At 58.4% G+C, this 21,449-nt stretch carries 25 protein-coding genes and 1 tRNA gene; 9 read left to right on the forward strand and 17 right to left on the reverse strand.

Annotation, left to right across the window (positions count from 1 at the left end):
- The first annotated feature begins 24 nt into the window (after positions 1-24).
- Genes AO268_RS03945 through sctU form a run of 9 tightly spaced genes read left to right on the forward strand, consistent with a single transcriptional unit; the run spans position 25 to position 6,987 of the window.
- Positions 25-930 (forward strand): FHA domain-containing protein, encoded by a 906-nt coding sequence (locus AO268_RS03945; RefSeq protein WP_076965160.1) that lies wholly within the window; start codon positions 25-27, stop codon positions 928-930.
- Complete coding sequence (locus tag AO268_RS03950; RefSeq protein WP_099167951.1) at positions 927-2,285, forward strand: FliI/YscN family ATPase; 1,359 nt, start codon at positions 927-929, stop codon at positions 2,283-2,285. The genes AO268_RS03945 and AO268_RS03950 overlap by 4 nt, the downstream gene beginning before the upstream one ends.
- On the forward strand, positions 2,272-2,697 hold the full coding sequence (gene sctO / locus AO268_RS03955) for a type III secretion system stalk subunit SctO (protein ID WP_076965162.1): 426 nt from the start codon (positions 2,272-2,274) through the stop codon (positions 2,695-2,697). Before AO268_RS03950 ends, sctO begins: the two co-directional genes overlap by 14 nt.
- Entirely contained in the window at positions 2,694-3,152 is a 459-nt protein-coding gene (locus AO268_RS03960) for a type III secretion system HrpP C-terminal domain-containing protein (RefSeq protein WP_099167952.1), read from the forward strand. Before sctO ends, AO268_RS03960 begins: the two co-directional genes overlap by 4 nt.
- Positions 3,149-4,171: a FliM/FliN family flagellar motor switch protein gene (locus AO268_RS03965; protein WP_076965164.1), complete on the forward strand. Its 1,023-nt coding sequence runs from the start codon at positions 3,149-3,151 to the stop codon at positions 4,169-4,171. The genes AO268_RS03960 and AO268_RS03965 overlap by 4 nt, the downstream gene beginning before the upstream one ends.
- On the forward strand, positions 4,168-4,821 hold the full coding sequence (gene sctR, locus AO268_RS03970; RefSeq protein ID WP_076965165.1) for a type III secretion system export apparatus subunit SctR: 654 nt from the start codon (positions 4,168-4,170) through the stop codon (positions 4,819-4,821). Before AO268_RS03965 ends, sctR begins: the two co-directional genes overlap by 4 nt.
- Before the next feature lie 7 nt (positions 4,822-4,828).
- Entirely contained in the window at positions 4,829-5,092 is a 264-nt protein-coding gene (sctS, locus tag AO268_RS03975; protein ID WP_032857802.1) for a type III secretion system export apparatus subunit SctS, read from the forward strand.
- Positions 5,093-5,107: 15 nt separating this feature from the next.
- Positions 5,108-5,893 (forward strand): type III secretion system export apparatus subunit SctT, encoded by a 786-nt coding sequence (sctT, locus tag AO268_RS03980; RefSeq protein ID WP_076965166.1) that lies wholly within the window; start codon positions 5,108-5,110, stop codon positions 5,891-5,893.
- Positions 5,890-6,987, forward strand: coding sequence for a type III secretion system export apparatus subunit SctU (sctU, locus tag AO268_RS03985; protein ID WP_076965167.1), 1,098 nt, complete (start codon positions 5,890-5,892; stop codon positions 6,985-6,987). The genes sctT and sctU overlap by 4 nt, the downstream gene beginning before the upstream one ends.
- Here sctU and AO268_RS03990 read toward each other — a convergent pair.
- The 17 genes from AO268_RS03990 to AO268_RS04075 form a co-directional block, all read right to left on the reverse strand.
- On the reverse strand, positions 6,984-7,346 hold the full coding sequence (locus AO268_RS03990) for a transcriptional regulator (RefSeq protein WP_076965168.1): 363 nt from the start codon (positions 7,344-7,346) through the stop codon (positions 6,984-6,986). The genes sctU and AO268_RS03990 overlap by 4 nt on opposite strands.
- 5 nt (positions 7,347-7,351) lie before the next feature.
- The gene (gene hrpT, locus AO268_RS03995; RefSeq protein ID WP_076965169.1) at positions 7,352-7,555 is read right to left on the reverse strand and encodes an HrpT family type III secretion system protein; all 204 of its coding nucleotides are present in this window, start codon (positions 7,553-7,555) and stop codon (positions 7,352-7,354) included.
- The gene (gene sctC / locus AO268_RS04000; RefSeq protein ID WP_099167953.1) at positions 7,552-9,693 is read right to left on the reverse strand and encodes a type III secretion system outer membrane ring subunit SctC; all 2,142 of its coding nucleotides are present in this window, start codon (positions 9,691-9,693) and stop codon (positions 7,552-7,554) included. The genes hrpT and sctC overlap by 4 nt, the downstream gene beginning before the upstream one ends.
- Positions 9,694-9,707: 14 nt before the next feature.
- Positions 9,708-10,118 (reverse strand): type III secretion protein, encoded by a 411-nt coding sequence (locus AO268_RS04005; protein WP_232243957.1) that lies wholly within the window; start codon positions 10,116-10,118, stop codon positions 9,708-9,710.
- The gene (locus AO268_RS04010) at positions 10,102-10,320 is read right to left on the reverse strand and encodes a hypothetical protein (protein ID WP_076965172.1); all 219 of its coding nucleotides are present in this window, start codon (positions 10,318-10,320) and stop codon (positions 10,102-10,104) included. Before AO268_RS04010 ends, AO268_RS04005 begins: the two co-directional genes overlap by 17 nt.
- Before the next feature lie 88 nt (positions 10,321-10,408).
- Positions 10,409-10,990 (reverse strand): type III secretion system stator protein SctL, encoded by a 582-nt coding sequence (gene sctL, locus AO268_RS04015; RefSeq protein ID WP_076965173.1) that lies wholly within the window; start codon positions 10,988-10,990, stop codon positions 10,409-10,411.
- Between the two features lie 570 nt (positions 10,991-11,560).
- A complete protein-coding gene (sctJ, locus tag AO268_RS04025; RefSeq protein ID WP_099167954.1) occupies positions 11,561-12,355 on the reverse strand; it encodes a type III secretion system inner membrane ring lipoprotein SctJ in 795 nt (264 codons plus the stop codon).
- A 484-nt stretch (positions 12,356-12,839) separates the two neighbouring features.
- The gene (locus tag AO268_RS32315; protein WP_141562774.1) at positions 12,840-13,163 is read right to left on the reverse strand and encodes a hypothetical protein; all 324 of its coding nucleotides are present in this window, start codon (positions 13,161-13,163) and stop codon (positions 12,840-12,842) included.
- A gap of 38 nt (positions 13,164-13,201) precedes the next feature.
- Complete coding sequence (locus AO268_RS04035; RefSeq protein WP_076962862.1) at positions 13,202-14,113, reverse strand: sigma 54-interacting transcriptional regulator; 912 nt, start codon at positions 14,111-14,113, stop codon at positions 13,202-13,204.
- Between the two features lie 400 nt (positions 14,114-14,513).
- A complete protein-coding gene (ychF, locus tag AO268_RS04040; protein ID WP_099167955.1) occupies positions 14,514-15,614 on the reverse strand; it encodes a redox-regulated ATPase YchF in 1,101 nt (366 codons plus the stop codon).
- 22 nt (positions 15,615-15,636) lie between these two features.
- Complete coding sequence (pth, locus tag AO268_RS04045) at positions 15,637-16,221, reverse strand: aminoacyl-tRNA hydrolase (protein ID WP_032857782.1); 585 nt, start codon at positions 16,219-16,221, stop codon at positions 15,637-15,639.
- A gap of 168 nt (positions 16,222-16,389) precedes the next feature.
- Positions 16,390-16,989: a 50S ribosomal protein L25/general stress protein Ctc gene (locus AO268_RS04050; RefSeq protein WP_076962859.1), complete on the reverse strand. Its 600-nt coding sequence runs from the start codon at positions 16,987-16,989 to the stop codon at positions 16,390-16,392.
- Between the two features lie 138 nt (positions 16,990-17,127).
- The gene (locus tag AO268_RS04055) at positions 17,128-18,069 is read right to left on the reverse strand and encodes a ribose-phosphate pyrophosphokinase (protein ID WP_003171603.1); all 942 of its coding nucleotides are present in this window, start codon (positions 18,067-18,069) and stop codon (positions 17,128-17,130) included.
- 45 nt (positions 18,070-18,114) lie between these two features.
- A tRNA-Gln gene (locus AO268_RS04060) sits at positions 18,115-18,189 on the reverse strand.
- A 36-nt stretch (positions 18,190-18,225) separates the two neighbouring features.
- A complete protein-coding gene (gene ispE / locus AO268_RS04065) occupies positions 18,226-19,074 on the reverse strand; it encodes a 4-(cytidine 5'-diphospho)-2-C-methyl-D-erythritol kinase (RefSeq protein ID WP_099167956.1) in 849 nt (282 codons plus the stop codon).
- Position 19,075: 1 nt separating this feature from the next.
- Positions 19,076-19,693, reverse strand: a complete 618-nt coding sequence (gene lolB / locus AO268_RS04070) for a lipoprotein insertase outer membrane protein LolB (RefSeq protein ID WP_070996768.1) — start codon at positions 19,691-19,693, stop codon at positions 19,076-19,078.
- 4 nt (positions 19,694-19,697) lie between these two features.
- Entirely contained in the window at positions 19,698-21,422 is a 1,725-nt protein-coding gene (locus AO268_RS04075) for a tetratricopeptide repeat protein (RefSeq protein ID WP_076962857.1), read from the reverse strand.
- Positions 21,423-21,449 lie beyond the last annotated feature (27 nt).

A 21,449-nucleotide genomic window follows, 5' to 3' on the forward strand; every position in this document is an offset into this window, starting at 1 on the left:
TTCCTGCGGTCATGAGGCCTGGTGATGTTTGAGTTGCGCGTGCTTGATGGTTTGCACCTGGGGGCTGCGCTGCCGCTGTTTGGCGGGCAGTGGCTTATTGGGGCCCACCCGGATGCGGATCTTTCGCTGTATGACGAAGGTATTGCCGAGCGTCATGTGCTGTTGCGTTTTATTGAACAGCGCTGGTCGGTACAGGCCGAAGAAGGGCTGGTGCGGGCCAGCGACGGTCGGCTTCTGGCGCAGATTGCCGACCTGGCACTGGGTACGCCTTTTATGATTGGCAATGTTCGCCTGTGCGTCACTCTGGCCGACCAGCCCTGGCCGCAGGCACCGGTGTCCGCGGCCGTTGCGCCGGCGCCCAGGCCGGCCGGCCAGGCGGGGCCGGCGTTGATGTTGTCCTCGATCTCCGGGCCGCAGCAGAAACGCATGATCAGCCTGGTACTGGTGATTGCCGTGATCATCACGGCGGTGGGCCTGGCCACCACGGGCGACCATGAGGCCCAGGCGTCGTTGATGCCAGTGGAAAGTCAAAAAAACGCGCTGGACTCACCCTACGACGTCCGCCAACAACTGCTGAAAATGCTCAACGAGCGTGAGTTGGGCAATCGGGTCCGCCTGCAGGTGATCAATGGCCAGGTGACCCTTGATGGCGATGTGTCCCAGGACGACGTGGGGTTGGTGTCGCGCATGCTCAATCGTTTTGGCGAGCAGTTCGAGACGTCTGTGCCGGTGATCAGTCGCGTCAGGGAACGCAGCGCCGAGCTGCCGTTCAAGATCCTGCAGATCGTCGGCGGGCCCAATGGCCATGTGGTCCTGGACGAGGGCAGCCGGTTGTTTGTCGGCGATGAAGTGGATGGCTTGCGCCTGGTGTTGATCGATAACAGCAAGGTGGTGTTCGACGGCGTACAGCGCTATGAGGTGCGCTGGTGAGCGCCGAGTTGCAGGCACGCCTGCAAGCCTGGCAGCAAAACCGGGCACAGGCGCTGGCCAATTTCGCGCCGGTCTCGGTGCGTGGGCGGATCCAGCGGGTCAACGGCATGTTGCTGCAATGCCGCTTGCCCGACGCGCGGATCGGTGATTTGTGCCAGGTGGAAAAGTCCACGGGTGACTACATGCTGGCCGAAATTATCGGTTTCGATCAGCAGGATGCGGTGCTCAGTGCCCTGGGCAACCTTGAAGGCGTGCGCGTGGGGGCCAGTGTCGAGCAGTTGGGGGTTGCGCATCGGGTGCGGGTCAGCGATGACCTGTTGGGCCAGGTGCTGGACGGCTTTGGCCGCCCGATTGCGGGGGAGGGAGCCAGCGCCTTTGTCGAGGCGCACGCGCAGGACACCAGCCTGGTGTTGTGCGAGGCGCCGCTGCCCACCGAACGTCCGCGGATCAACCGCGCATTGGCCACCGGGGTGCGCTCGATCGATGGCCTGCTGACCCTGGGCGAAGGCCAGCGCGTGGGCCTGTTTGCGGGCGCCGGTTGCGGCAAGACCACCTTGCTCGCGGAGATCGCCCGTAACGTTGACTGCGATGTGATTGTGTTCGGCCTGATTGGCGAACGGGGCCGTGAGTTGCGCGAGTTTCTCGATCACGAGTTGGATGAGCAACTGCGGGCCAAGGCGGTGCTGGTGTGTTCGACATCCGATCGTTCGAGCATGGAGCGCGCTCGCGCGGCCTTCACCGCGACGGCATTGGCCGAAGGCTACCGACGCAAGGGCAAGCGGGTCTTGCTGCTGATCGACTCCCTGACCCGTTTTGCCCGGGCCCAGCGCGAGATCGGCCTGGCCGCCGGCGAACCGCTGGGGCGTGGCGGCCTGCCGCCGTCGGTGTACAGCTTGCTGCCGCGCCTGGTGGAGCGTGCAGGGCTGACCCGCGAGGGGGTGATCACGGCGATCTATACGGTGCTGATCGAGCAGGACTCCATGAGCGATCCGGTGGCCGATGAAGTGCGCTCGCTGCTCGATGGCCATATCGTCTTGTCGCGCAAATTGGCCGAGCGCGGCCACTACCCGGCGGTGGATGTGCTGGCCAGCCTGTCACGGATTTTGAGCAACGTCGCCGAGCCCGCGCATATCCAGGCCGGGACGGCACTGCGCCGCTTGTTGTCGGCGTACCAGCAGATCGAGCTGATGCTCAAGCTGGGGGAATACCAGCCCGGCAACGATGCCCTGACGGACCTGGCCGTGGACAGCCGCCAGGCGGTGGATGGCTTCCTGCGCCAGGACTTGCGCGAGCCGGCATCGATGCCGATGACCCTCGATCAATTGATGAGCCTGACGACCCATGTCCCTTTCTGAACTCGACACCTTGCGGCGTTTGCGCAGGCATCGCGCCGACCGGGCCGAGCGCGCGTTGCGTGAGGCCAAGCGGCACCAGCAGGCCTTGTTGGCGCAAATCCAGCAGGCGCAGCAAGCGCTTGAGCAGACCCGCCTGGAGGAAATCGAGAAAACCGCAGAGCTGTTGGAGAAGCACCAGGGGCAGGTGCTCTCGCTGTCCCAGCTCAAGGCCTGGGGAACCCAGGAGCGCACCTTGTCCGCCGGGACCCGGCGTGAAGAAGGGCAGTTGCATGAGCTGCATGGTCGGCGTGAAGAGCAGGTGGTGCAGGTCGCCAGTGCGCAGAAGCAGGTGAGCCAATGCCTCAAGGAGGTCGAGAAACTTCAGGAGTTGTCCGTTTTGTTGGCTCAGGAAGACATACAGGAAGAAATATGACGCAAGTTCCAGCAAGCAAACCCGAACGCCCGCGTCTGCGTGAGCCTCGGGACGACAGGGAGCCGGTGATGGTGGGCGGCATGGCCAGGGAGCTGGGGCAGCTGTTTACTCATCTGCTTGGCGATAACGAAGAGGGCGCCGGTTACGGCTCAGCGACCATGGGCGCTGCGGCGTCCGCCGATATCTTGATGATTGAAGCCATGACCGGCCAGTTGCTCCCCCAGATCCGTGGAGGGGTGCAATGGCCCTTGCAGGCGTTGCTGTATCTGCCGCGCCTGGGGCGGATCAACGCCAGCGTGCGCCGTGAACAGGGGGCCTGGAGCATCGAGCTGGCGGCGGAGCAGGAGCTGACCGCCCGTTGGCTGGGGGGCGTGCGCCAGGGGTGTGAGGAGCGTTTGGCCGAAGGGTTGGGCCAGCCGGTCAATGTGCATCTGGTGCATGTGGGTACGGCATGATCCTGCCGACCTTGGTTATTCCATCGGTCAAAAGCGGCACGGTGGCGGCGAGGCTTCGTTTGGGGCGTGGCTTGCGCATGGCGTTTACGGTCCAGGACCAGCAGGGAGAGTTGCTGCTTGAACCCGGGCGCGCGCCCAGAAGCGCTGCCCCCCTTTACTTCGACAGTGCTTGCGGCCTGCTGGCCTTCAGCGAGCCGGGGCCGATGTTCAGCCTGCTGGGGGAATGCCCGGTGACGCTGGCAGAGGCTGGCAATGATCCGGACTCCTGGTTCTGGGAGCTGTTCCAGCACCACTTGAGCCCTCAGGTGAGCGCTCTTTTTGGTTACCTGCGGCTACGGCCATCTCCGGGAAAACTGAATTTTGGTTGTCGGCTCACGGTGACATTGGGGCCCTCCAGGGTGGTGGGGTATCTGTTGCTGGCTCCCGAGAGTTTATTGGCGCTGTGTGAAGCGGGGCGCTGGCAACCGACAGCCCAGCCCTTGCCAGCCTCGTTTCAACTGGCGATTGCCGTGACGTTGGGGCGCTTGCAGCTACCCCTGACCCAGGTTCGCAGCCTGCGTGCCGGGGATGTGGTGATGCTGGAACAGGCCTTTTTCGATGTGCACGGCAATGGTCGGCTGGGGCTTGGAAGGCATCGCGTGCATGGGCGCATTGATGATGAATCGGGGCCTATGTGCCTGACACTTATATCTATCGAGGACACGTCTGTGGACGAGGATCTTTCAGCACAACATTACTCAGGGTATGACGAGCATGATCCTGATGAACCCGTGGTAGATGTTTTTGGCCATGAGCCTTTCGATGAGTTGAGCATGGCCTTGAATGTGCGCTGCGGGACTCTGAACCTGACCCTTGGGGAGCTGCGCAACCTGGCCCCCGGCGCGGTGCTGAGCATCGCGGGCTACGCCCCGGGCATGGCAGGGCTTTACTACGGCGACCGACCGATTGGCCAGGGCCAGTTGGTGGAGGTGGATGGGCGCCTGGGTTTGCAGTTGTCCCGTGTGATTTTCGCACGATGATGCTGCAGGGGATTGACCCCCTTATCCTGGCGCTGTTTCTCGGCGCATTGTCGTTGATGCCCATGTTGTTGGTGGTGTGCACGTCCTTTCTGAAAATCGTGATTGTGCTGATGATTACCCGTAACGCGATTGGCGTGCAGCAAGTACCGCCGAGTATGGCGTTGAACGGTATCGCGCTGGCGGCGACTCTGTTCATCATGGCGCCGGTGGGCTACGCCATTGCCGAGAACGTCAAGCAGTCCCCTGTAGACCTGAGCAATGTGCAGCGTCTGCAGGAAACGGGGCTTGTGGCCATCGAGCCGCTGCGCCTGTTCATGACCCGCAACACCGACCCCGACATCCTGACCCACCTGGTGGAAAACACCGCACGCATGTGGCCGCCGGAGATGGCGCAAAACGCCCACCGTGACGACTTCATATTGCTGATCCCGGCCTATGTGATCTCGCAATTGCAGGCGGGGTTTGAAATCGGCTTTTTGATCTATATCCCCTTCATCGTCATCGACCTGATTGTCTCCAACCTGCTGCTGGCTTTGGGCATGCAGATGGTCTCGCCGATGACTATTTCCCTACCCCTGAAATTGCTCCTGTTCGTGTTGGTTTCCGGGTGGTCGCGGCTGCTCGACAGTCTGTTCCTTTCTTATCTGTGAGTGACTTATGGAACCGATCGTGCTGTTCAAGCAGGGCATGCTGCTGGTGGTGGTGCTCTCGGCACCACCGCTGATCGTCGCGGTGATCGTTGGGGTGATGACATCCCTGGTGCAGGCCCTGATGCAGATACAGGACCAGACGCTGCCCTTTGGGATCAAGCTGGTGGCCGTCGGCATCACCCTGATATTGACGGGGCGCTGGATTGGTGTGGAGTTGATTCAACTGATCAATATGACCTTTGACATGATTGCCCGCTCGGCACTGAACTGAACTGAGGAACAACCTTTGCTCCTTTACCTTGAGTTTTTGCCCAGCCTGTTGATCAGTATGGCGCGCATCTACCCGTGCATGTTCCTGGTGCCGGCGTTTTGTTTCCAGCATGTGCGGGGGATGACCCGGCACACGATTGTGATGGTGGTGGCCTTGTTCCCCGCGCCCGGCATTCACGCCGCGTTGATGGGCAAGGATTACTCTGCGCTGCTGCTTGCCGGGCTGGTTCTCAAGGAATCGGTCCTGGGCCTGTTGCTGGGCGTTTTGCTGTTCATGCCGTTCTGGATGGTCGAGTCGGTCGGTGCGTTGCTTGACAACCAGCGCGGCGCCCTGGCCGGCGGGCAGCTCAACCCCTCGCTGGGACCGGATGCGACACCGGTCGGGCATCTGTTCAAGCAGTTGGCGATTTTTCTGTTGATCACGACCCTCGGGCTGGGGGCGTTGACACAGGTGATCTGGGACAGCTATCTGATCTGGCCACCCACGGCCTGGGTGCCACTGCTCGCCGTCAACGGCTTCAGTGTGTTCCTGGGGCTGCTCGGCGATACCTTCGTGCACATGATGCTCTACGCGGCGCCGTTTATCGCGGTGCTGTTGCTGCTGGAGTTCGGCTTTGCCTTGCTGGGGCTCTACAGCCCGCAGCTGCAGGTATCGACCCTGGCCATGCCGGCCAAGAGCCTGGCAGGCCTGGCCTTTTTAATCCTGTACTTTCCCCTGTTATCGGATCTGATCGCCGGGCGCATGGGCTTGCTGTTAGACCTCAAGCACTCGCTGGGCCACATGTTTGGGGGCGGGCCATGAGCGATTCCGGCGAGAAAAAACACGCGGCAACCCCCAAGAAGCTCAAGGACCAACGCCAGAAAGGCCAGGTTGCACAAAGCCAGGATGTGCCCAAGTTGCTGGTGCTCACCGCGATCAGCGAGATTGCCTTGCTCACCGCCGAAACCAGCATGCAGCGCTTCCAGCAGTTGATGGCGTTGCCGTTTTCGCGCATGGGCCAACCGTTTGTTCGCGCCCTGGAAGAAGTGTTGATGGATGGCCTGGTGGTTTTTTTCTCGTTTGGCCTGTTGATGTGCGCGGTGGCGATCGTGACGAAACTGATCAGCAGTTGGATGCAGTTCGGCTTCCTGTTTGCCCCGGAAAGCCTGAAACCGGATTTCAATCGCCTCAATCCACTGAACCAGCTCAAGCAGATGTTTTCCGCCCAGTCGGTGATCAGCCTGTTGATGGGGCTGGGCAAGGCATTGCTGCTCTCGCTGATTTTGTATGTGGTCATCACCCCCTCTTTGCAGGTGTTGATCAACCTGGCCACCAGCGATCTGCAGAGCTATATCGTGGCGCTGATTACCTTGTTCCGCCACTTGCTGCATGCCTGCCTGGGGCTGTTGCTGGTGCTCGCGCTGATCGACCTGGCCATGCAGAAATACTTCTTTGCCAAGCGCATGCGCATGACCCAGGTGGAGGTGGTCAAGGAGTACAAGGACATGGAGGGCGACCCCCACGTCAAGGGCCAGCGCCGCTCCCTGGCCTACCAACTCGCCCAGGAAGAACCCAAGGTCAAGCTGCCCAAGCTGGAAGAGTCCGACATGCTGGTGGTCAACCCTACGCACTTTGCCGTGGCGCTGTATTACCGGCCGGGTAAAACCCCGCTGCCGATGTTGGTGGATAAAGGTACGGACACCCGGGCCCGCCAGTTGATTGCGCGGGCCAAGGCCGCCGATGTGCCGGTGATCCAGTGCGTATGGTTGGCGCGCATGCTGTATGAGCGCAAGCTCGGTGCGCCCATTCCCCGGGAGACCTTGCAGGCGGTTGCGATCATCTATCGTACCTTGCGCACCCTCGATGATGAGGCCAAGCGCCAGACCCTGGAGTTACCGGAGCTTGCGCGCCGCTAGGGCGCGCGGTGTACATCCAGGGTTTCGAGCCGGGCCAGGGAAAGCAGGCGGCTGAGGATGTCATCGGGTGAGCGGCCATTGGGCGCCAAGGCATGCCAGATCACCAGGCTGCCCTTGGCATCGAGGAACACAAAGCACCCATCGAACACCGTCGCGTGTTCAAAGCGCCGCTCCAGCACCCGCTCCAACTGGCCGGCCTGCAATGCCTCAGGCGCAATCTGCAGGGCCAGGCCGGGTTGCGGCCCGGCATTCAAACGGTACAGGCCAATGCCCGGGTGCAGCGAGTGGTAAGCGGCACGGCCGCTCACCAGGTCTTCCAGAAACCCCTGGCCACGCGAACCTGCGCTGTGTAACCCCATGGCCGTCATCGCTCCAGGGAAATCGTCTGGTAATCCGCGCGCTCCCCCGATGGGCCGGGTTCGACACGCATCTGCGGCGGCCACCACACCACCATTTTCCCGGCGCTCGATTGTGGCCGGGAGCACGAGTCACCCCGGCAGGTCGGTGTACACCCCACCATCAGCAGGGCCAGGCTGATAAGGGTGATGCAGGCGAGTCGCTGTTTCATGGCGCAGTCTTCCGTGTTGGAGTGAGCAGGGAGGGGCGGGAGACACCGATATGTTCATCCTTGACCACCGGGCGCATGGCGATAAATACCTCCGCCTCTTCACCGGGCTTGAGCCAGGCCCGAGGCCAGACGCTGACGGCCAGGGTCTGGGAGTTGCTGCATTCGTTTTCATCGATGCGTACGTTGCGCTTGAACTGATTGCGCATCACCACCACCGCCACGTTGAACTGCGGGCCGGCGTACCACTGGCTGCGTTCGGTATTGAGCGCCAGCAGGTCACGGGTGCTGCACAAGGTGTTCAGGCCCAGGGGCATGGGCTCGGCCTTGAACGCATTGGGCACTTGCCCGGTGACCAGGTGCGCAAGGGCGCTGGTGATATCGCTGCGCTTGATTACCGGCTGGTGCTCGGCATAGCGCCTGGCCAAGGGCCTGAGGGCGGCCTGCAGTTCCACCTGGTCGTCCTGGGGCAAATAGCGCGACGGGTCGGCCTGGTCGCCGATCACGCGCGGGGTCAGGATAAACAGGCGTTCGCGGCGGTTGTTCTGGCGCTCGGTGGAAGAGAACAGCGTCTTGCCCAGTAACGGGATATCGCCCAGCACCGGCACCTTGTTGCGTCTGTCGGCGCTTTCGCTGACATGGAAGCCGCCGACCACCAGCGAGCGTTTTTCCGCCATCACCGCCTGGGTGCTGACCTTGCCGCGGCGTACATCGGGGCCGATGCGTTCGGGGTTGGTTTCGTCGAAGTTGCCGTCTTCAATATCCACCGCCAGATGGACCTGATGGCTGCCGCGCGAAGTGATGACCCGTGGCACCACCTGGAAACTGGTGCCCACGGTGATGGGCAAGATGGTTGCGTTCTCGACGCCAGCGGTCAGGTACTGGGTGCGGTTGAAGTCAATCACCGCCGGCTGGTTTTCCAGGGTCAGCACCGAAGGGTTGGACACCATGGTCGCCAGGCCCTTGGCCTCCAGGGCACGGATATCGGCGTAGAAACGGTCGCGGTTTTCAATCGACATCTGCGCGGAGGTGCCCGGCGCCATGTTCACCCCGCCACGAAAGCGGCTGTTCTGGAAACCCCAGTTGACCCCGAACTCACGCAGTTGCGTGCGCTCGATATCGAGAATGATCGCGTCGATCTCCACCAGCTTGTGTGCCACATCGAGCTGGGCGATCAGCTCGTGGTACATGGCCTGGCGCTCCGGCAGGTCATAGATCAATACGGCGTTGTTACGCACATCCGCTTCGACACGGATCTTGCCTCTTGCAACCGGTGCCCTGGAGGTGAGCGACATGCCTGGATTCATCTGCCCGAGGGGAGCCGCCGGGCCGAGCATCTGGTCCAGCATCGGGTTGCCCAGGCGGGGGAGGATGGGGGTGACAGGGGAGGGTTGCGATGACGAGGCGGGACGCGGGGTCATCGACGAAAGCACTGAGGTGTCCCGAGGCTCCAGCAACCCTCGCAGCATGCTGGCCACTCCGGGGATGGTCAATTTTTCGCCACGATAATCAATCGGGCGGTCTGCCGCGTTGGCGAACTTCAGGGGGAACGTCAGCACACTCTGTTTTTCATCGGGAGATTTACGCTGGCTGCTGAACTGTTTGATCTGGTCGATATAACGCTTGGGGCCCGACACCAGCACCACACCCTCGTCGGGTAATTCTCCCCAGCCGAAACGGCTATCGAGCAGGCCAATGTCGGTCAAGGCCTGCTTCAAGTCAGCCACCGTTTCGGAGGAGACCTCCAGGCGCGCGGACTCCTGTTGGTCCAGGGTGCTGATGTACAGCGTGTTGTTGTACATGTACCACTGGAAACGATGCTCTACCCCCAGTCGGTCGAGCAACGACTGCGGGGTATTAGCGCGGATCTTGCCATTGACGTTGCCCTCCAGCAGGCCGTCGATCTGCAACTGTGTGCCAAAGGTCTGGGCGAAGTCCTCCAGGACTTCTTGCACCGGCTTATGTTCGGCTTCATAGGCATACGCAGTGTTCTTCCATTCGGTGGGGATCGCGGCGAGCGTATTTTGTAGAGGCATAAGCAACCAGGGCAGTACCAGCAGGCAGCGCCAATTGGTTTTTTTGCGGGCATCAGCAGGCGAGACGGCGCGCAAGCGAATGCGCTTGTGGTGCTTGTTGTTCATGGGGCGTTCTCTGATTAGTGCGGCAGCAACCGTAGCGAGGTGGGAGTGAGTTTCTGAGGCGGCCTGGCCTGGCGCGCGACAATGGCGCGCCAGGTATCGCGTTGGTTCAGCAGGGACTCGATACCCTCCAGCAACTGTTTTTCAGCGCACCCGGTGTGCAGGCATTGAACCAGCCAGAGCATGCCAGTGCCTGGTGCCTGGCTGAGCGCACCCTGGAAGTGATTCAGGCTCACGCCTCCTAGCCGCATCCAGCCGGTCAGGAGTGATTTTTCAGGTCGGTTGTGGGTAAGTTGCACACTCAGTAGCAGCGTGTGCGCATGGCGTCGCAGGTTGATCTCATCGTCGCCTTCAAACACGATGAGTTGTTCTTGACGGCTACTGAACCAGTGAGAAATGAGATCGTTCAATTTATTGGAAGCTGTCAAAAGTTGTCTTGACCATCATATGGTTTGCACGACCCTGCTCATGAAAAGCCAAGTCGGTGAAAAATAGATGTTCTAATAATTTATAAAATTGTTCAGCGTCGCCCTCAAGTTCTATTGCGTCTTTAATACTTGCATCTAGGTCTCTTTGTACCTTGCTGCCTGTGTGTAAAAGTTGACGTGATAGGTCGCTAAAAAATTTCATAAGTTTTCCTCTTGTGTACGCTTGTTGTGGTGTTAATTCGCTATCTGGTTCCTTTATGTAATGAGTTGTGTGTAACAGTATGTTGCTTTCAGAGGCTGGCTCTTGTGGTTGAAATGGCTTCGCGCATTGAATTCCAGCTGATGTGATAGTCGCCCTCGTCTGTTTTAAGTACGAGCGTTTGAGGCTTGACCGTTTCATCAGGCTGAAGATTCCAGGCCGTGGTGCTATGACTGGCAAGGCAGTGTTTTGCATCTTCAATTTCATGTGGGTTGCAGAATAGAGTCGCGTTGATCGCGGGTGGCAGGTTTGCCAGCAGTTGCTTGATCATGGCGGCCAGGCGTTTGGGGTCTGGCGTATCGTCAAGCAATAGGCGAATGGCTTGGGTGGTGATTGAGGTGGCGTGTTCTTCAAGGTTGTCATACATCTGCTGACGGTCATTATTCCAGCGGCTTAGCTGGGCATCGGCGCGCAGCCAGAACTCAAGAGTGAGCTTTTGCAAGTGTGCCTTGGATTGCTCTTTCGCCAGCTTCAGCATTTCATTTGCCTGGGCTCGAGCACGGCTCAGCACCTGGTGGGCCTGGGCATAATCGGTAAGGGTTTCGCGTGGGATCAGGGGGTGGGGTTGTCTTTGGGAGTCTGCGAGCAGGTTGATTTTGCGTCGAGCCAGCATTGTTATGCTCCTTGTTCGTGCGATCCGGGGGGGGCGTGGGGCGTTGCGGTGGCGCGCCAGACAATGGCTTGCCACAGGGTGTTGAGTCGACTGTTGCCGTGTTCGAGGGAGAGGGTGTTTTTTTCCATTTCAAGTACCCGCTCACAGGGAAAGCGCAGTCGAAGACGCTGCCATGTATCGGGTTTCACCCAGCTACGCAGTAGTTGCAACGGATCATCTTTGTGTAAAAGCATGTCAGGAGGAAGCGCCTTGGAAAGCCCAATACACCACTGGTGATGACTTTTGCTTATCGGGGCTGCGTCTTCGGGGCGGCAGGTCGTGTGAAGCAGTGCGAGCATCAAGTTGAGTTGTTCGGTTGAGGCCAGTGCCAGCCGTACTTCCGTGGGCTGGGGCGCAGGGGGCAGGCACGGGGCAATGGCCGCAATGGTCTTTGGTAACCGGCTTGCTATACGCTCCAGCGCATCAATGGCAGGGAACCTTTCTGCGGATCTCCAGGATTGATGTGAGGGTTTCCAGGGGAACGCCCACCATTGTGCCCAAGCTAGATGATCACTGATCGGACGAGGGGCTCTACGTGTCATGAGCAGGCGCGACCGGTTCCTTAGGGGCTAGCGTTTGTTGCCGTTGTCGGCGCAGGCGCAAGAACAGCAGGGTGCCCACCGTCAGTATCAGGCCCAGTAACGAGAATGAAACGCTCAAGTGCCAAAACCTTAGATCCTCCCCAGGCACCAGAAACGGCCCAAAATAGACCAGGCGTTGTTGCTCTTGATACGCTGCGGCCGGTACAAATATCACGGTGAGTTTTTGCGGGTTTTCTTCCGCAGTGGTCATGCCAGGAATACTGCTCGCGACCAGTCGACGCACGCGTGTACGGATGTTGTCGGGATCGAGGCGCGGATCGTGCTTGATAAATACTGAGGCCGATGCGGGCTGGATGGGCTCTCCCGGCGCGATGCGCTCGGGCAATACAACGTGTACGCGCGCGACAATCACACCATCTATTTTAGACAGGGTGGCCTCAAGCTCCTGGGATAAGGCATAGATGTAGCGGGCACGTTCTTCTAATGGCGTTGAGATAACACCTTCTTTACGAAACGTCTCGCCTAGAGTGGTCCGGGCTGTTCGAGGCAGGCCGGCAGCGTCTAGCGTGCGTACGGCACGGCCAATATCGTTTGCATCGACAATAACGACAACGCCATCTTTTGCGGGCACTTTTTGCGCTCGAATACGTTTGTCTGCCAGCTCCGCAATAACTTCATTGGCCTCTTGCTCGGATAGTTGGCGATGGAGTTCGACGCGGTCGCTACAACCGTTCAGCATTAATACAAGCGATAGAAGTAATGCTATGGGCAAGAAGTGATTCATTATGGGCTACTGCAAATTACAGATTTTGTCGATGCATTGAGTAGTCTTGCCAAGGCTTTTTACCATAATTTGTGATAGGAATAATGAGCTGGAAAGCTGGTTCGGGAATTTGGCCAATTCATCTTTGTCGGCATTCCTGCTTATCGATCTCAAACTTCTGGAAATACGATCTGTTGCTTTGATAAGTTGGTTTGATGCTTCGATCAACACGCTTGGGCCGCTTGCCGTGGCCGTTACGTGTATCGGGGACTTTGAGTGTTCAAGGGTCGAGGTGAAAAAATCAATATCTGCTTTGGAGGTTGAATAATCATCGGTTACGTTAGAAACGCTGAAACCTCTATGCTTTGATGAAAAACTCTCCATTTCCTCTATTTGCATATAGAACCTATTTTTAAGTTTGTGGGATTAGGAATGGTGGAGGGGGTGCTGTTTCACTCAGCGTAGGTAAACCTCTCCGATTGATAAATCGGAGAGGTAAGTTTTATTACTGACGAGCTTGAATGGACGCTTTTTTGTACGAGTCTCGCTTGGAGTCGTTCAGGTCTTTTGTACCTTGAAGCTGATCTTCTTTTGCCTGCAGTTGTTCCGCTCTCATCGCGTCATCGAGTGCAGCTTTGCTCGCGTTAAAGCTGTTTGAGCCTACGCCACTGACCATAAGTAAATCTCCAATTGTTGATTTTAAAAAATGTACGGCTAGCCAGGAAGCAAGGATTTGACGCGTTAGCCGTTTCGTATCCCAACATTCTCTGGCTATAAAGTGTGTGGTTGCCGCTCTTGAAGTGGTTCCCTTTGTGTCTGTATAACGCATATCAAAATATTTCCATGTGTCGTACCCGGTTTAGGGTGTCAGGCCAGTGATATGGCCAGTTGCTTCATTCGGTAATAAAGCGTGCGCTTGGCAACACCTAAGTCCAGGGCGGCGAAATCTACGTTACAGTCATGGCGGCGTAGTGACTCTTCAATCAGAAGTTTCTCAATTTGCTGCAGTCGTTCCTTAAGTCCCATTCCTGTCTCCGGGCACTCAACTAACGGCTCAGCGAGTGGTGGCAAATCCAACACAAAACGTTTGGCTGTCGAGCGCAGCTCACGGATATTGCCCAGCCACGGATGGCACAGCAGTTGTTGCAGCAACACATTGGGAGCTAGCGGCACCGGACGGTTAAAACTCTCTGCCTCCTGGCGGACCAGGTGCAAGAACAGCGGGATGATACGTTCGCGTTGATTTCGCAGGGCCGGGAGGCTGATATTGACAATATTCAAGCGGAAATACAGATCCCGCCTGAACGCACCTTGCTCCACTCTTTCACGCAGCGAATGCTGGGCAGAGGCGATAATGCGTATATCTAGCGGTATGAAGCGGGTAGAACCCAGGCGCTCAACGCCTCGTGACTCCAGCACGCGGAGCAATTTGGCTTGCAGCGTGAGTGGCATGCTGTCTATTTCGTCCAAGTATAAAGTGCCCAGGTGGGCAGCTTCGATAAAGCCTGCTCGTGACTGTGTGGCTCCGGTATAGGCCCCACTGTTGACGCCGAACAGTTGGCTCTCTGCTAGCGTTTCCGGGATCGCGGCACAGTTGATGGGGACGAATTTTCCTTTTCGATTGGATAAGTGATGAACACGTTGCGCCAAGGTATCTTTTCCGGTGCCCGTCTCGCCTAGTAATAAAATGTCGACATTTTTTGTTGCCGTGTTATGAATAGTATTCTCGATAACCGGGCACTCAATAAGCCCTATGTCTGTTTCAAAGGCGCTCGACATATTGTTGTGGCTCCATTGTTACGCCGTTTCATTATTGTGAATCCAAGGTGTCGTTATCAGTAAGTAGATAGTAAATAGTGAGAGTTGTCATCGTGTATGGAAGTAAGAAATGGTGACTGTAAAGCGTGAAAAATATAAGTGTAGGCGGTCAAGTGGTAAGGGTGTATTTGATCGGGCAGATAGTCTTGTTGTTGATGGGAATAATCCTAAAGATAATGTTGTTTTTATTTTCTGGTTTTTTCTGGGGGGAACGGGTGGCCAATAGTATTTGATGTTGTGCAGCAGTTATATGAGTTTTTGTTTCATTGGGCTGCCTGTGCTTCGTCAATAATCATCGCCCACAAAAAAGCCGATGCAGAGCATCGGCTTTTTGTTCTACCGCTTGGGCCGTACAGGCAGCTTACACGTTGAAGCGGAAGTGCATCACATCGCCATCCTTGACGATATATTCCTTGCCTTCCAGGCGCCATTTACCGGCTTCCTTGGCCCCGGCTTCACCCTTGAACTGGATGAAGTCGTTGTAGGCGATCACTTCGGCGCGGATAAAGCCTTTTTCGAAGTCGGTGTGGATCACACCCGCAGCCTGTGGCGCGGTGGCGCCGACCTTGACGGTCCAGGCACGCACTTCTTCGACACCGGCAGTGAAGTAGGTCTGCAGGTGCAGCATTTCGTAGCCCGCACGGATCACGCGGTTCAGGCCAGGCTCTTCCAGGCCCAGGGCCTCGAGGAACATGTCTTTCTCTTCGCCGTCTTCCAGTTCGGCGATTTCCGCTTCGATCTTGTTGCACACCGGTACAACCATCGCGCCTTCTTCTTCGGCAATGGCCATGACCACGTCGAGCAGCGGGTTGTTTTCAAAACCGTCTTCAGCCACGTTGGCGATGTACATCACAGGCTTGGTGGTCAGCAGGTGGAAGCCCTTGATCACGGCCTTTTCGTCGGTGCTCATGCTCTTCATCAGGCTGCGTGCAGGCTTGCCCAGGGTGAAGTGTGCGATCAGTTGCTCAAGCAGGGCCTTCTGGACCACTGCGTCCTTGTCGCCGCCCTTGGCGTTGCGCGTGACCTTTTGCAGTTGCTTTTCGCAGCTGTCGAGGTCGGCGAAGATCAGTTCCAGGTCGATGATCTCGATATCGCGTTTCGGGTCGACGCTGTTGGAGACGTGGATCACGTTCTCGTCTTCAAAGCAGCGGACCACGTGGGCGATGGCATCGGTCTCGCGGATGTTGGCGAGGAACTTGTTGCCTAGGCCTTCACCTTTCGACGCACCGGCTACCAGGCCTGCGATGTCGACGAACTCCATGGTGGTCGGCAGGATGCGCTTGGGATTGACGATGGCCGCCAGGGCCTCCAGACGCGGATCGGGCATTGGCACGATACCGGTGTTGGGTTCGATGGTGCAGAAGGGGAAGTTCTCCGCCGCAATACCGGACTTGGTCAGGGCGTTGAACAGGGTGGACTTGCCGACGTTAGGTAGGCCGACGATGCCGCAATTGAATCCCATGGTGTTTCCCCTCGGATAAGAGTCAGGCCTTCTGGCTGTGCAGGTTTTTCATCGCACGGTTCCATTCACCGGCGAAGATATCCGGCAGCACGCCGAGGGCAAAATCGATGCTGGCATCGAGTTTTTCCTGTTCGGCGCGTGGCGCACGACCCAGGACGAAATTAGAAACCATACTGGCAACGCCTGGGTGGCCAATGCCGAGCCGCAGGCGGTAGAACGTATTCTGATTGCCCAACTGCGCGATGATGTCGCGCAGGCCATTATGACCGCCGTGGCCGCCGCCTTGCTTGAGCTTGGCAACGCCGGGTGGCAGGTCCAGTTCGTCATGGGCCACCAGGATTTCCTCGGGTTTGATCCGGAAGAAGCCCGCAAGCGCCGCGACAGCCTGGCCGCTGCGGTTCATGTAGGTGGTGGGAATCAGCAGACGAACATCCTGACCCTGATGCGAGAAGCGTCCGGTCAGGCCAAAATATTTGCGATCGGCCACCAGGTTGATGCCTTGGGCGTGGGCGATACGCTCAACAAAAAGGGCCCCCGCGTTATGCCGGGTCTGTTCGTATTCGGCGCCTGGATTTCCCAGGCCAACGATCAGTTTAATGGCAGTCACGACAGGGGCCCTTCCTTTGGAGTTGTGGATAACATCGCCGCAACCTCATTGCGGCGAAAGTGGACGACAGGAGCTCACTTATCCAGAGATAAACTTCGCGTTATCGCCCGCTTTCTCGCTACGTTTCGGTCCGCGATGTTTCCTCAAGCTCCGGCATTACAGAGTGAATTACTCTGCAGCGCCTTCTTCAGCTTCTGGAGCAACACGTGGCGCGTGAACGTTGGCAACAGCCTTGTCATCACCGTGAGCCAGGGCAACGAACTCAACGCCTTTAGGGGCCTTGAGGTCGGACAGGTGAACGATGTCACCGATTTCCAGGGCCGACAGGTCGACTTCGATGAACTCAGGCAGGTCTTTAGGCAGGCAGGTCACTTCGATCTCGGCGATAAGGTGCGAGATTTCGCCGCCTTTCTTGACCGGAGCTTCTTCACCAACAAAGTGCACAGGTACGATAGCGGTCAGTTTCTGACCCGCTACGACGCGTACGAAGTCAGCGTGCAGCACGTGGCCTTTAGCTGGGTGACGTTGCAGGGCCTTGATGATGACGTTTTGCTTTTTGCCACCGACGTTCAGCTCGATGATGTGGCTGTAGGCCGCATCGTTTTCCAGCAGTTTGGCAATTTCTTTAGCCAGCATGCTGATGGACTCAGGGGCTTTTTCGCCACCGTAGACTACAGCTGGAACCAGGCTTGCGAGACGACGCAGGCGGCGGCTCGCACCTTTCCCCAGGTCGGAACGCAGTTCAGCATTCAAAGTAAAGTTGTTCATGTTGTATCTCCAAAATAACCACATTCGCCCCAGCGTTTGCGACCAGCGCTAAAGGCGATATGGGCAAAAAAGCCCCGCCCCAGCAGGGTGCTGGGGCGGGGCGCTTTTCGTCAGGTTGATGCCGCCAAGGGGTGACCCTTAGCGGAACATCGCGCTGATCGATTCTTCATTGCTGATACGGCGAACCGCCTCAGCAACAACCGGTGCGATATCCAGTTGACGGATACGTGCACAGGCTTGAGCAGCTGCGGACAACGGGATGGTGTTGGTCACCACCAGTTCGTCCAGCACAGAGTTCTCGATGTTCTCGATCGCTCGGCCCGACAGCACAGGGTGTGTGCAGTAGGCGAAGACTTTAGCCGCACCGTGCTCTTTCAAGGCTTTTGCCGCGTGGCACAGGGTGCCGGCGGTATCGACCATGTCATCGACCAGAATACAGGTACGCCCTTCGACATCACCGATGATATGCATCACTTCAGAGTGATTGGCTTTCTCACGGCGTTTGTCGATGATCCCGAGGTCCACGCCCAGGGATTTGGCAACAGCCCGTGCACGCACGACGCCACCAATGTCCGGGGACACGATCATCAGGTTTTCAAAGCGCTGGTCTTCGATGTCATCCACCAGGACGGGGGAGCCGTAGATGTTATCTACCGGAATATCGAAGAACCCCTGGATTTGGTCAGCGTGCAGGTCAACCGTGAGAACACGGTCGATACCTACCACGGTCAGCATGTCAGCGACGACTTTCGCGCTGATCGCCACACGTGCAGAACGCGGACGGCGATCCTGACGGGCATAACCAAAGTAAGGGATTACAGCTGTGATTCGAGTCGCTGAGGAGCGGCGGAAGGCATCAGCCATCACGACGAGTTCCATCAGGTTGTCGTTGGTCGGAGCGCAAGTCGGCTGAATAATGAAAACATCTTTACCGCGGACATTTTCATTGATCTCGGCTGTAATTTCGCCGTCGGAGAACTTACCGACAGAGATGTCACCGAGAGGGATATGCAGCTGACGTACAACACGCCGAGCCAGATCGGGGTTAGCGTTCCCCGTAAAGACCATCATCTTGGACACGCGCAGTACCTAGAGGCTGAGGGTAACCTGGATGAGTATAGAAAATGGCAGGGGCGGCTGGATTCGAACCAACGCATGGCAGGATCAAAACCTGCTGCCTTACCGCTTGGCGACGCCCCTGTATCTGTTGCAACGAGTACCCAGTACTCGGTTCCTTTAGAGCAGACTTTGCAGCTTGCGATGCAACATCGAAACGTTGCTTCCCTTTGCTACAAACCCTGTAAGGGTCTCTGTAAGAAGGGCCGAGACTTTATCAGCTTCAGCTTTGTTTGGGAAGCCCCCAAACACACAACTTCCAGTTCCGGTGAGTTTTGCTTCGGTAAATTTACCTAACAAATTCAATGCGTTACGTACATCTGGATAACGCCTTGCTACCACCGGTAAGCAGTCATTTCGACTGTTTCCCTTGGGAACGGGGCGCACTTTAATGGGAGAAGAGTTACGTGTCAACAACGGATCTGAAAAAATTTCTGCTGTACTTACAGATACTTGCGGGACAAGCACGACATACCACGGCTCTTCGGGGTCTACAGGGGTGAGTTTTTCCCCGACACCCTCAGCAAATGCGGCGTGTCCACGCACAAAAACCGGGACGTCGGCGCCCAGGGTCAGGCCCAGTGCGGCCAGGCGATCTTCATCCCAGCCCAGCTGCCACAAGTGATTGAGACCGAGCAGGGTGGTGGCGGCATTCGAGCTGCCACCGCCGATACCGCCGCCCATGGGCAGGATTTTATCGATCCAGATATCGATGCCCAGGGTACAGCCGGATTGCTGCTGAAGTTTTTTGGCGGCCTTCACGATCAGGTTGCTGTCGTGGGGCACATCGGCAAATTCGGTGTGCAGCTGGATCACGCCATCGTCGCGCACGGCGAAGGTCATCTCATCGCCGTAGTCGAGAAATTGAAACAGCGTCTGCAACTCGTGGTAGCCGTCTGCACGACGGCCGAGGATGTGCAGCATCAGATTGAGCTTGGCCGGGGAGGGCAGGGTCAGACGTTCGCGCATGTCATTGCCCCAGCTTGCGTGGTTGCCAGTCCTTGATCACCAGCGTGACATCAAGGTTGGAGCCGTGCAGCTTGATGCGCTCGGGCAGCCAGTAGCCGCTTTGTTCCACATAGCTTAAGTACTCGACCTGCCAGCCATCCTGTTCCAGGGTGGCCAGGCGACTGTCGCCATTGAGGCTCAGGCGGCTCTTGCTGTCAGGCGCGGGCAGGCCGCGAACCCACCAGACCAGATGGGAAACCGGCAGCTTCCAGCCGACCTGCTCTTCGAGCAAGGCCTCCGGCGAGGGCGCTTCATAGCGGCCCTGGTTGGCCACTTCGAGGCTCACTTGCCCCGGTCGGCCGGTCAGGCGTGCGGCGCCACGGCCCAGGGGCCCAGAGAGGCGGATATCGTAATAGTCCTGGCGTTGCAGCCAGAACAAGGTGCCGCTGCCCGAATCCTTCGGTGCGCGAACCCCGATCTTGCCCTCGATCTGCCAGCCATCAATGCTGCTGAGCTGATCCTTGTGCTGGCGCCACTGTGCCGGGTTGCCCTGGCCTTCGACGGATTCACGGGCACCGAAGCCCGCACAACCGGCGAGCAGGGCGATAAAACTGAAAACGATGGCGTGGCGCAAAAACATAGAATTAAAGAGTCTCGGATCCGGTCAGGCGCTTGATGGTGCTGCGCAGGATAGGGCTGTCGGGTTGTTCCTTGAGGAACTTGGCCCAGATTTGTCGGGCTTCGCGCTGGTTGCCTTTGGCCCAGAGCACTTCGCCCAGGTGCGCGGCCACTTCCTGGTCGGGGAACCGCTCCAGGGCCTGGCGCAGCAGGCGTTCGGCCTCATCGAGGTTGCCCAGGCGGTAATTCACCCAGCCCAGGCTGTCGAGCACCGCCGGGTCTTCCGGGTTGAGCTGGTGCGCCTGTTCGATCAGGGCCTTGGCCTCGGCATAGCGCGTCGTCCGGTCTGACAAGGTGTAGCCCAGGGCGTTCAGTGCCATGGCATTGTCCGGGTCGCGCTTGATGATCAGGCGCAGGTCTTTTTCCATCTGGGCCAGGTCATTGCGTTTTTCGGCCTGCATGGCGCGGGTGTACAGCAGGTTCAGGTCGTCGGGGTATTGCAGCAGGGCCTGGGCGAGGATTTTCCAGGCGCGCTCCCCCTGATTGTTGGCCGACAGGGTCTCGGCCTGGATCAGATACAGCTGGATGGCATAGTCCGGCTCGGCATCGCGGGCAGCGGCCAGGCGCTTTTCGGCTTCGTCGGTGCGGCCGTTGTTCATCAGGATATCGGCCTGGCGCAGTTGTGCCGGCAGGTAGTCGTTGCCGGGGCCGACCTGGGCGTATTCGATCAGCGCGCCTTGCGGGTCATCCCGTTCCTCGGCGATGCGTCCCAGGTTCAGGTGGGCCGAATCGACATGGCTTTCCCGCGCGATCAGGTCTTCCAGGTAGCCCTTGGCCTCTTCCCAGGCCTTGGCTTCCAGGCAGACCAGCGCCAGGGAGTAACGCAATTCGTCATCGTCCGGGTATTGCTGGACCAGGCTGGCGAACTCCAGCTTGGCGTCTTCCATGCGGTCCTGTTCCACCAGCATGCGGGCGTAGGTCAGGCGCAGGCGCTTGTCGTCCGGGTACTTCTTGATGCTTTTTTGCAGCAGTGGCAAGGCTTCCTTGCCCCGGTTGAGGCTTTGCAGCAGGCGCGCGCGCAGCAGCAGCGGGGCGACTTCACCCTCTTCCGGCGGGTTTTGCTCCAGCAGCTTGAGGGCGGCTTGCGGTTCGTCATCCTGTTGCAGCAGCAACGCCTTGCCAAAGACCAACTGGCTATTGCTCGGGTGCTTTTGCAGCAGACGGTCGAAGCTTTTCATCAGGCCATCGCGGGTGTCCTGGTCGGTATCGGCGGCCGACAGGGCGAGGAAGTCGAAATGGGTGTCGCCCTTGCCCTGCAAGACTTTCTCCATGTAGACCATGGAGTCGTCGTAGCGCCCGGCACGGGCCAGCTGGATTGCCGCAGCGCGCTGGGCTTCCAGGTCTTGCGGGGCATTTTTGGCCCAGATCAGCGCGGTATCCAGGGCGGCCTGGTCGGCGCCCAGGTATTCGGCGATGCGAAACGCCCGCTCGGAAATCCCCGGGTCCTGGGTGTTGATGGCCTGGGTCACGTAGTTATCCAGGGCAATGTCGAAACGATTGCGCTGGCCGGCCAGCTCCGCGCTCAGCAGGCTGAACACCGTTTCTTCGCTGAACGAGGCATAAACCTTGGGTTTTTCAGGGGCGGGGGTGCTGTCTTCCACCGGCGCAGGGCTCTGCGGCGATACGGGGGCCATGGACTGGCAGCCGCCGAGGAAGGCAAGGGCAAGGAGCAACGCGGAAGATCTATTCATATAGGAAGAGGACGACTAACCTGCGGT

The organism is Pseudomonas sp. ICMP 8385 (assembly GCF_002699915.1).
GTDB classification, from domain to species: domain Bacteria; phylum Pseudomonadota; class Gammaproteobacteria; order Pseudomonadales; family Pseudomonadaceae; genus Aquipseudomonas; species Aquipseudomonas gessardii.

Excerpts from the sequence above, each read along its gene's own strand:
- AO268_RS03945 (WP_076965160.1), top strand. The coding sequence starts at position 25 with ATGTTTGAGTTGCGCGTGCTTGATGGTTTGCACCTGGGGGCTGCGCTG.
- sctO (WP_076965162.1), top strand. The coding sequence starts at position 2,272 with ATGTCCCTTTCTGAACTCGACACCTTGCGGCGTTTGCGCAGGCATCGC.
- AO268_RS03960 (WP_099167952.1), top strand. The coding sequence starts at position 2,694 with ATGACGCAAGTTCCAGCAAGCAAACCCGAACGCCCGCGTCTGCGTGAG.
- AO268_RS03965 (WP_076965164.1), top strand. The coding sequence starts at position 3,149 with ATGATCCTGCCGACCTTGGTTATTCCATCGGTCAAAAGCGGCACGGTG.
- sctR (WP_076965165.1), top strand. The coding sequence starts at position 4,168 with ATGATGCTGCAGGGGATTGACCCCCTTATCCTGGCGCTGTTTCTCGGC.
- sctS (WP_032857802.1), top strand. The coding sequence starts at position 4,829 with ATGGAACCGATCGTGCTGTTCAAGCAGGGCATGCTGCTGGTGGTGGTG.
- sctU (WP_076965167.1), top strand. The coding sequence starts at position 5,890 with ATGAGCGATTCCGGCGAGAAAAAACACGCGGCAACCCCCAAGAAGCTC.
- AO268_RS03990 (WP_076965168.1), bottom strand. The coding sequence starts at position 7,346 with ATGGGGTTACACAGCGCAGGTTCGCGTGGCCAGGGGTTTCTGGAAGAC.
- hrpT (WP_076965169.1), bottom strand. The coding sequence starts at position 7,555 with ATGAAACAGCGACTCGCCTGCATCACCCTTATCAGCCTGGCCCTGCTG.
- sctC (WP_099167953.1), bottom strand. The coding sequence starts at position 9,693 with ATGAACAACAAGCACCACAAGCGCATTCGCTTGCGCGCCGTCTCGCCT.
- AO268_RS04010 (WP_076965172.1), bottom strand. The coding sequence starts at position 10,320 with ATGAAATTTTTTAGCGACCTATCACGTCAACTTTTACACACAGGCAGC.
- sctL (WP_076965173.1), bottom strand. The coding sequence starts at position 10,990 with ATGCTGGCTCGACGCAAAATCAACCTGCTCGCAGACTCCCAAAGACAA.
- sctJ (WP_099167954.1), bottom strand. The coding sequence starts at position 12,355 with ATGAATCACTTCTTGCCCATAGCATTACTTCTATCGCTTGTATTAATG.
- AO268_RS32315 (WP_141562774.1), bottom strand. The coding sequence starts at position 13,163 with ATGCGTTATACAGACACAAAGGGAACCACTTCAAGAGCGGCAACCACA.
- AO268_RS04035 (WP_076962862.1), bottom strand. The coding sequence starts at position 14,113 with ATGTCGAGCGCCTTTGAAACAGACATAGGGCTTATTGAGTGCCCGGTT.
- ychF (WP_099167955.1), bottom strand. The coding sequence starts at position 15,614 with ATGGGATTCAATTGCGGCATCGTCGGCCTACCTAACGTCGGCAAGTCC.
- AO268_RS04050 (WP_076962859.1), bottom strand. The coding sequence starts at position 16,989 with ATGAACAACTTTACTTTGAATGCTGAACTGCGTTCCGACCTGGGGAAA.
- ispE (WP_099167956.1), bottom strand. The coding sequence starts at position 19,074 with ATGCGCGAACGTCTGACCCTGCCCTCCCCGGCCAAGCTCAATCTGATG.
- lolB (WP_070996768.1), bottom strand. The coding sequence starts at position 19,693 with ATGTTTTTGCGCCACGCCATCGTTTTCAGTTTTATCGCCCTGCTCGCC.
- AO268_RS04075 (WP_076962857.1), bottom strand. The coding sequence starts at position 21,422 with ATGAATAGATCTTCCGCGTTGCTCCTTGCCCTTGCCTTCCTCGGCGGC.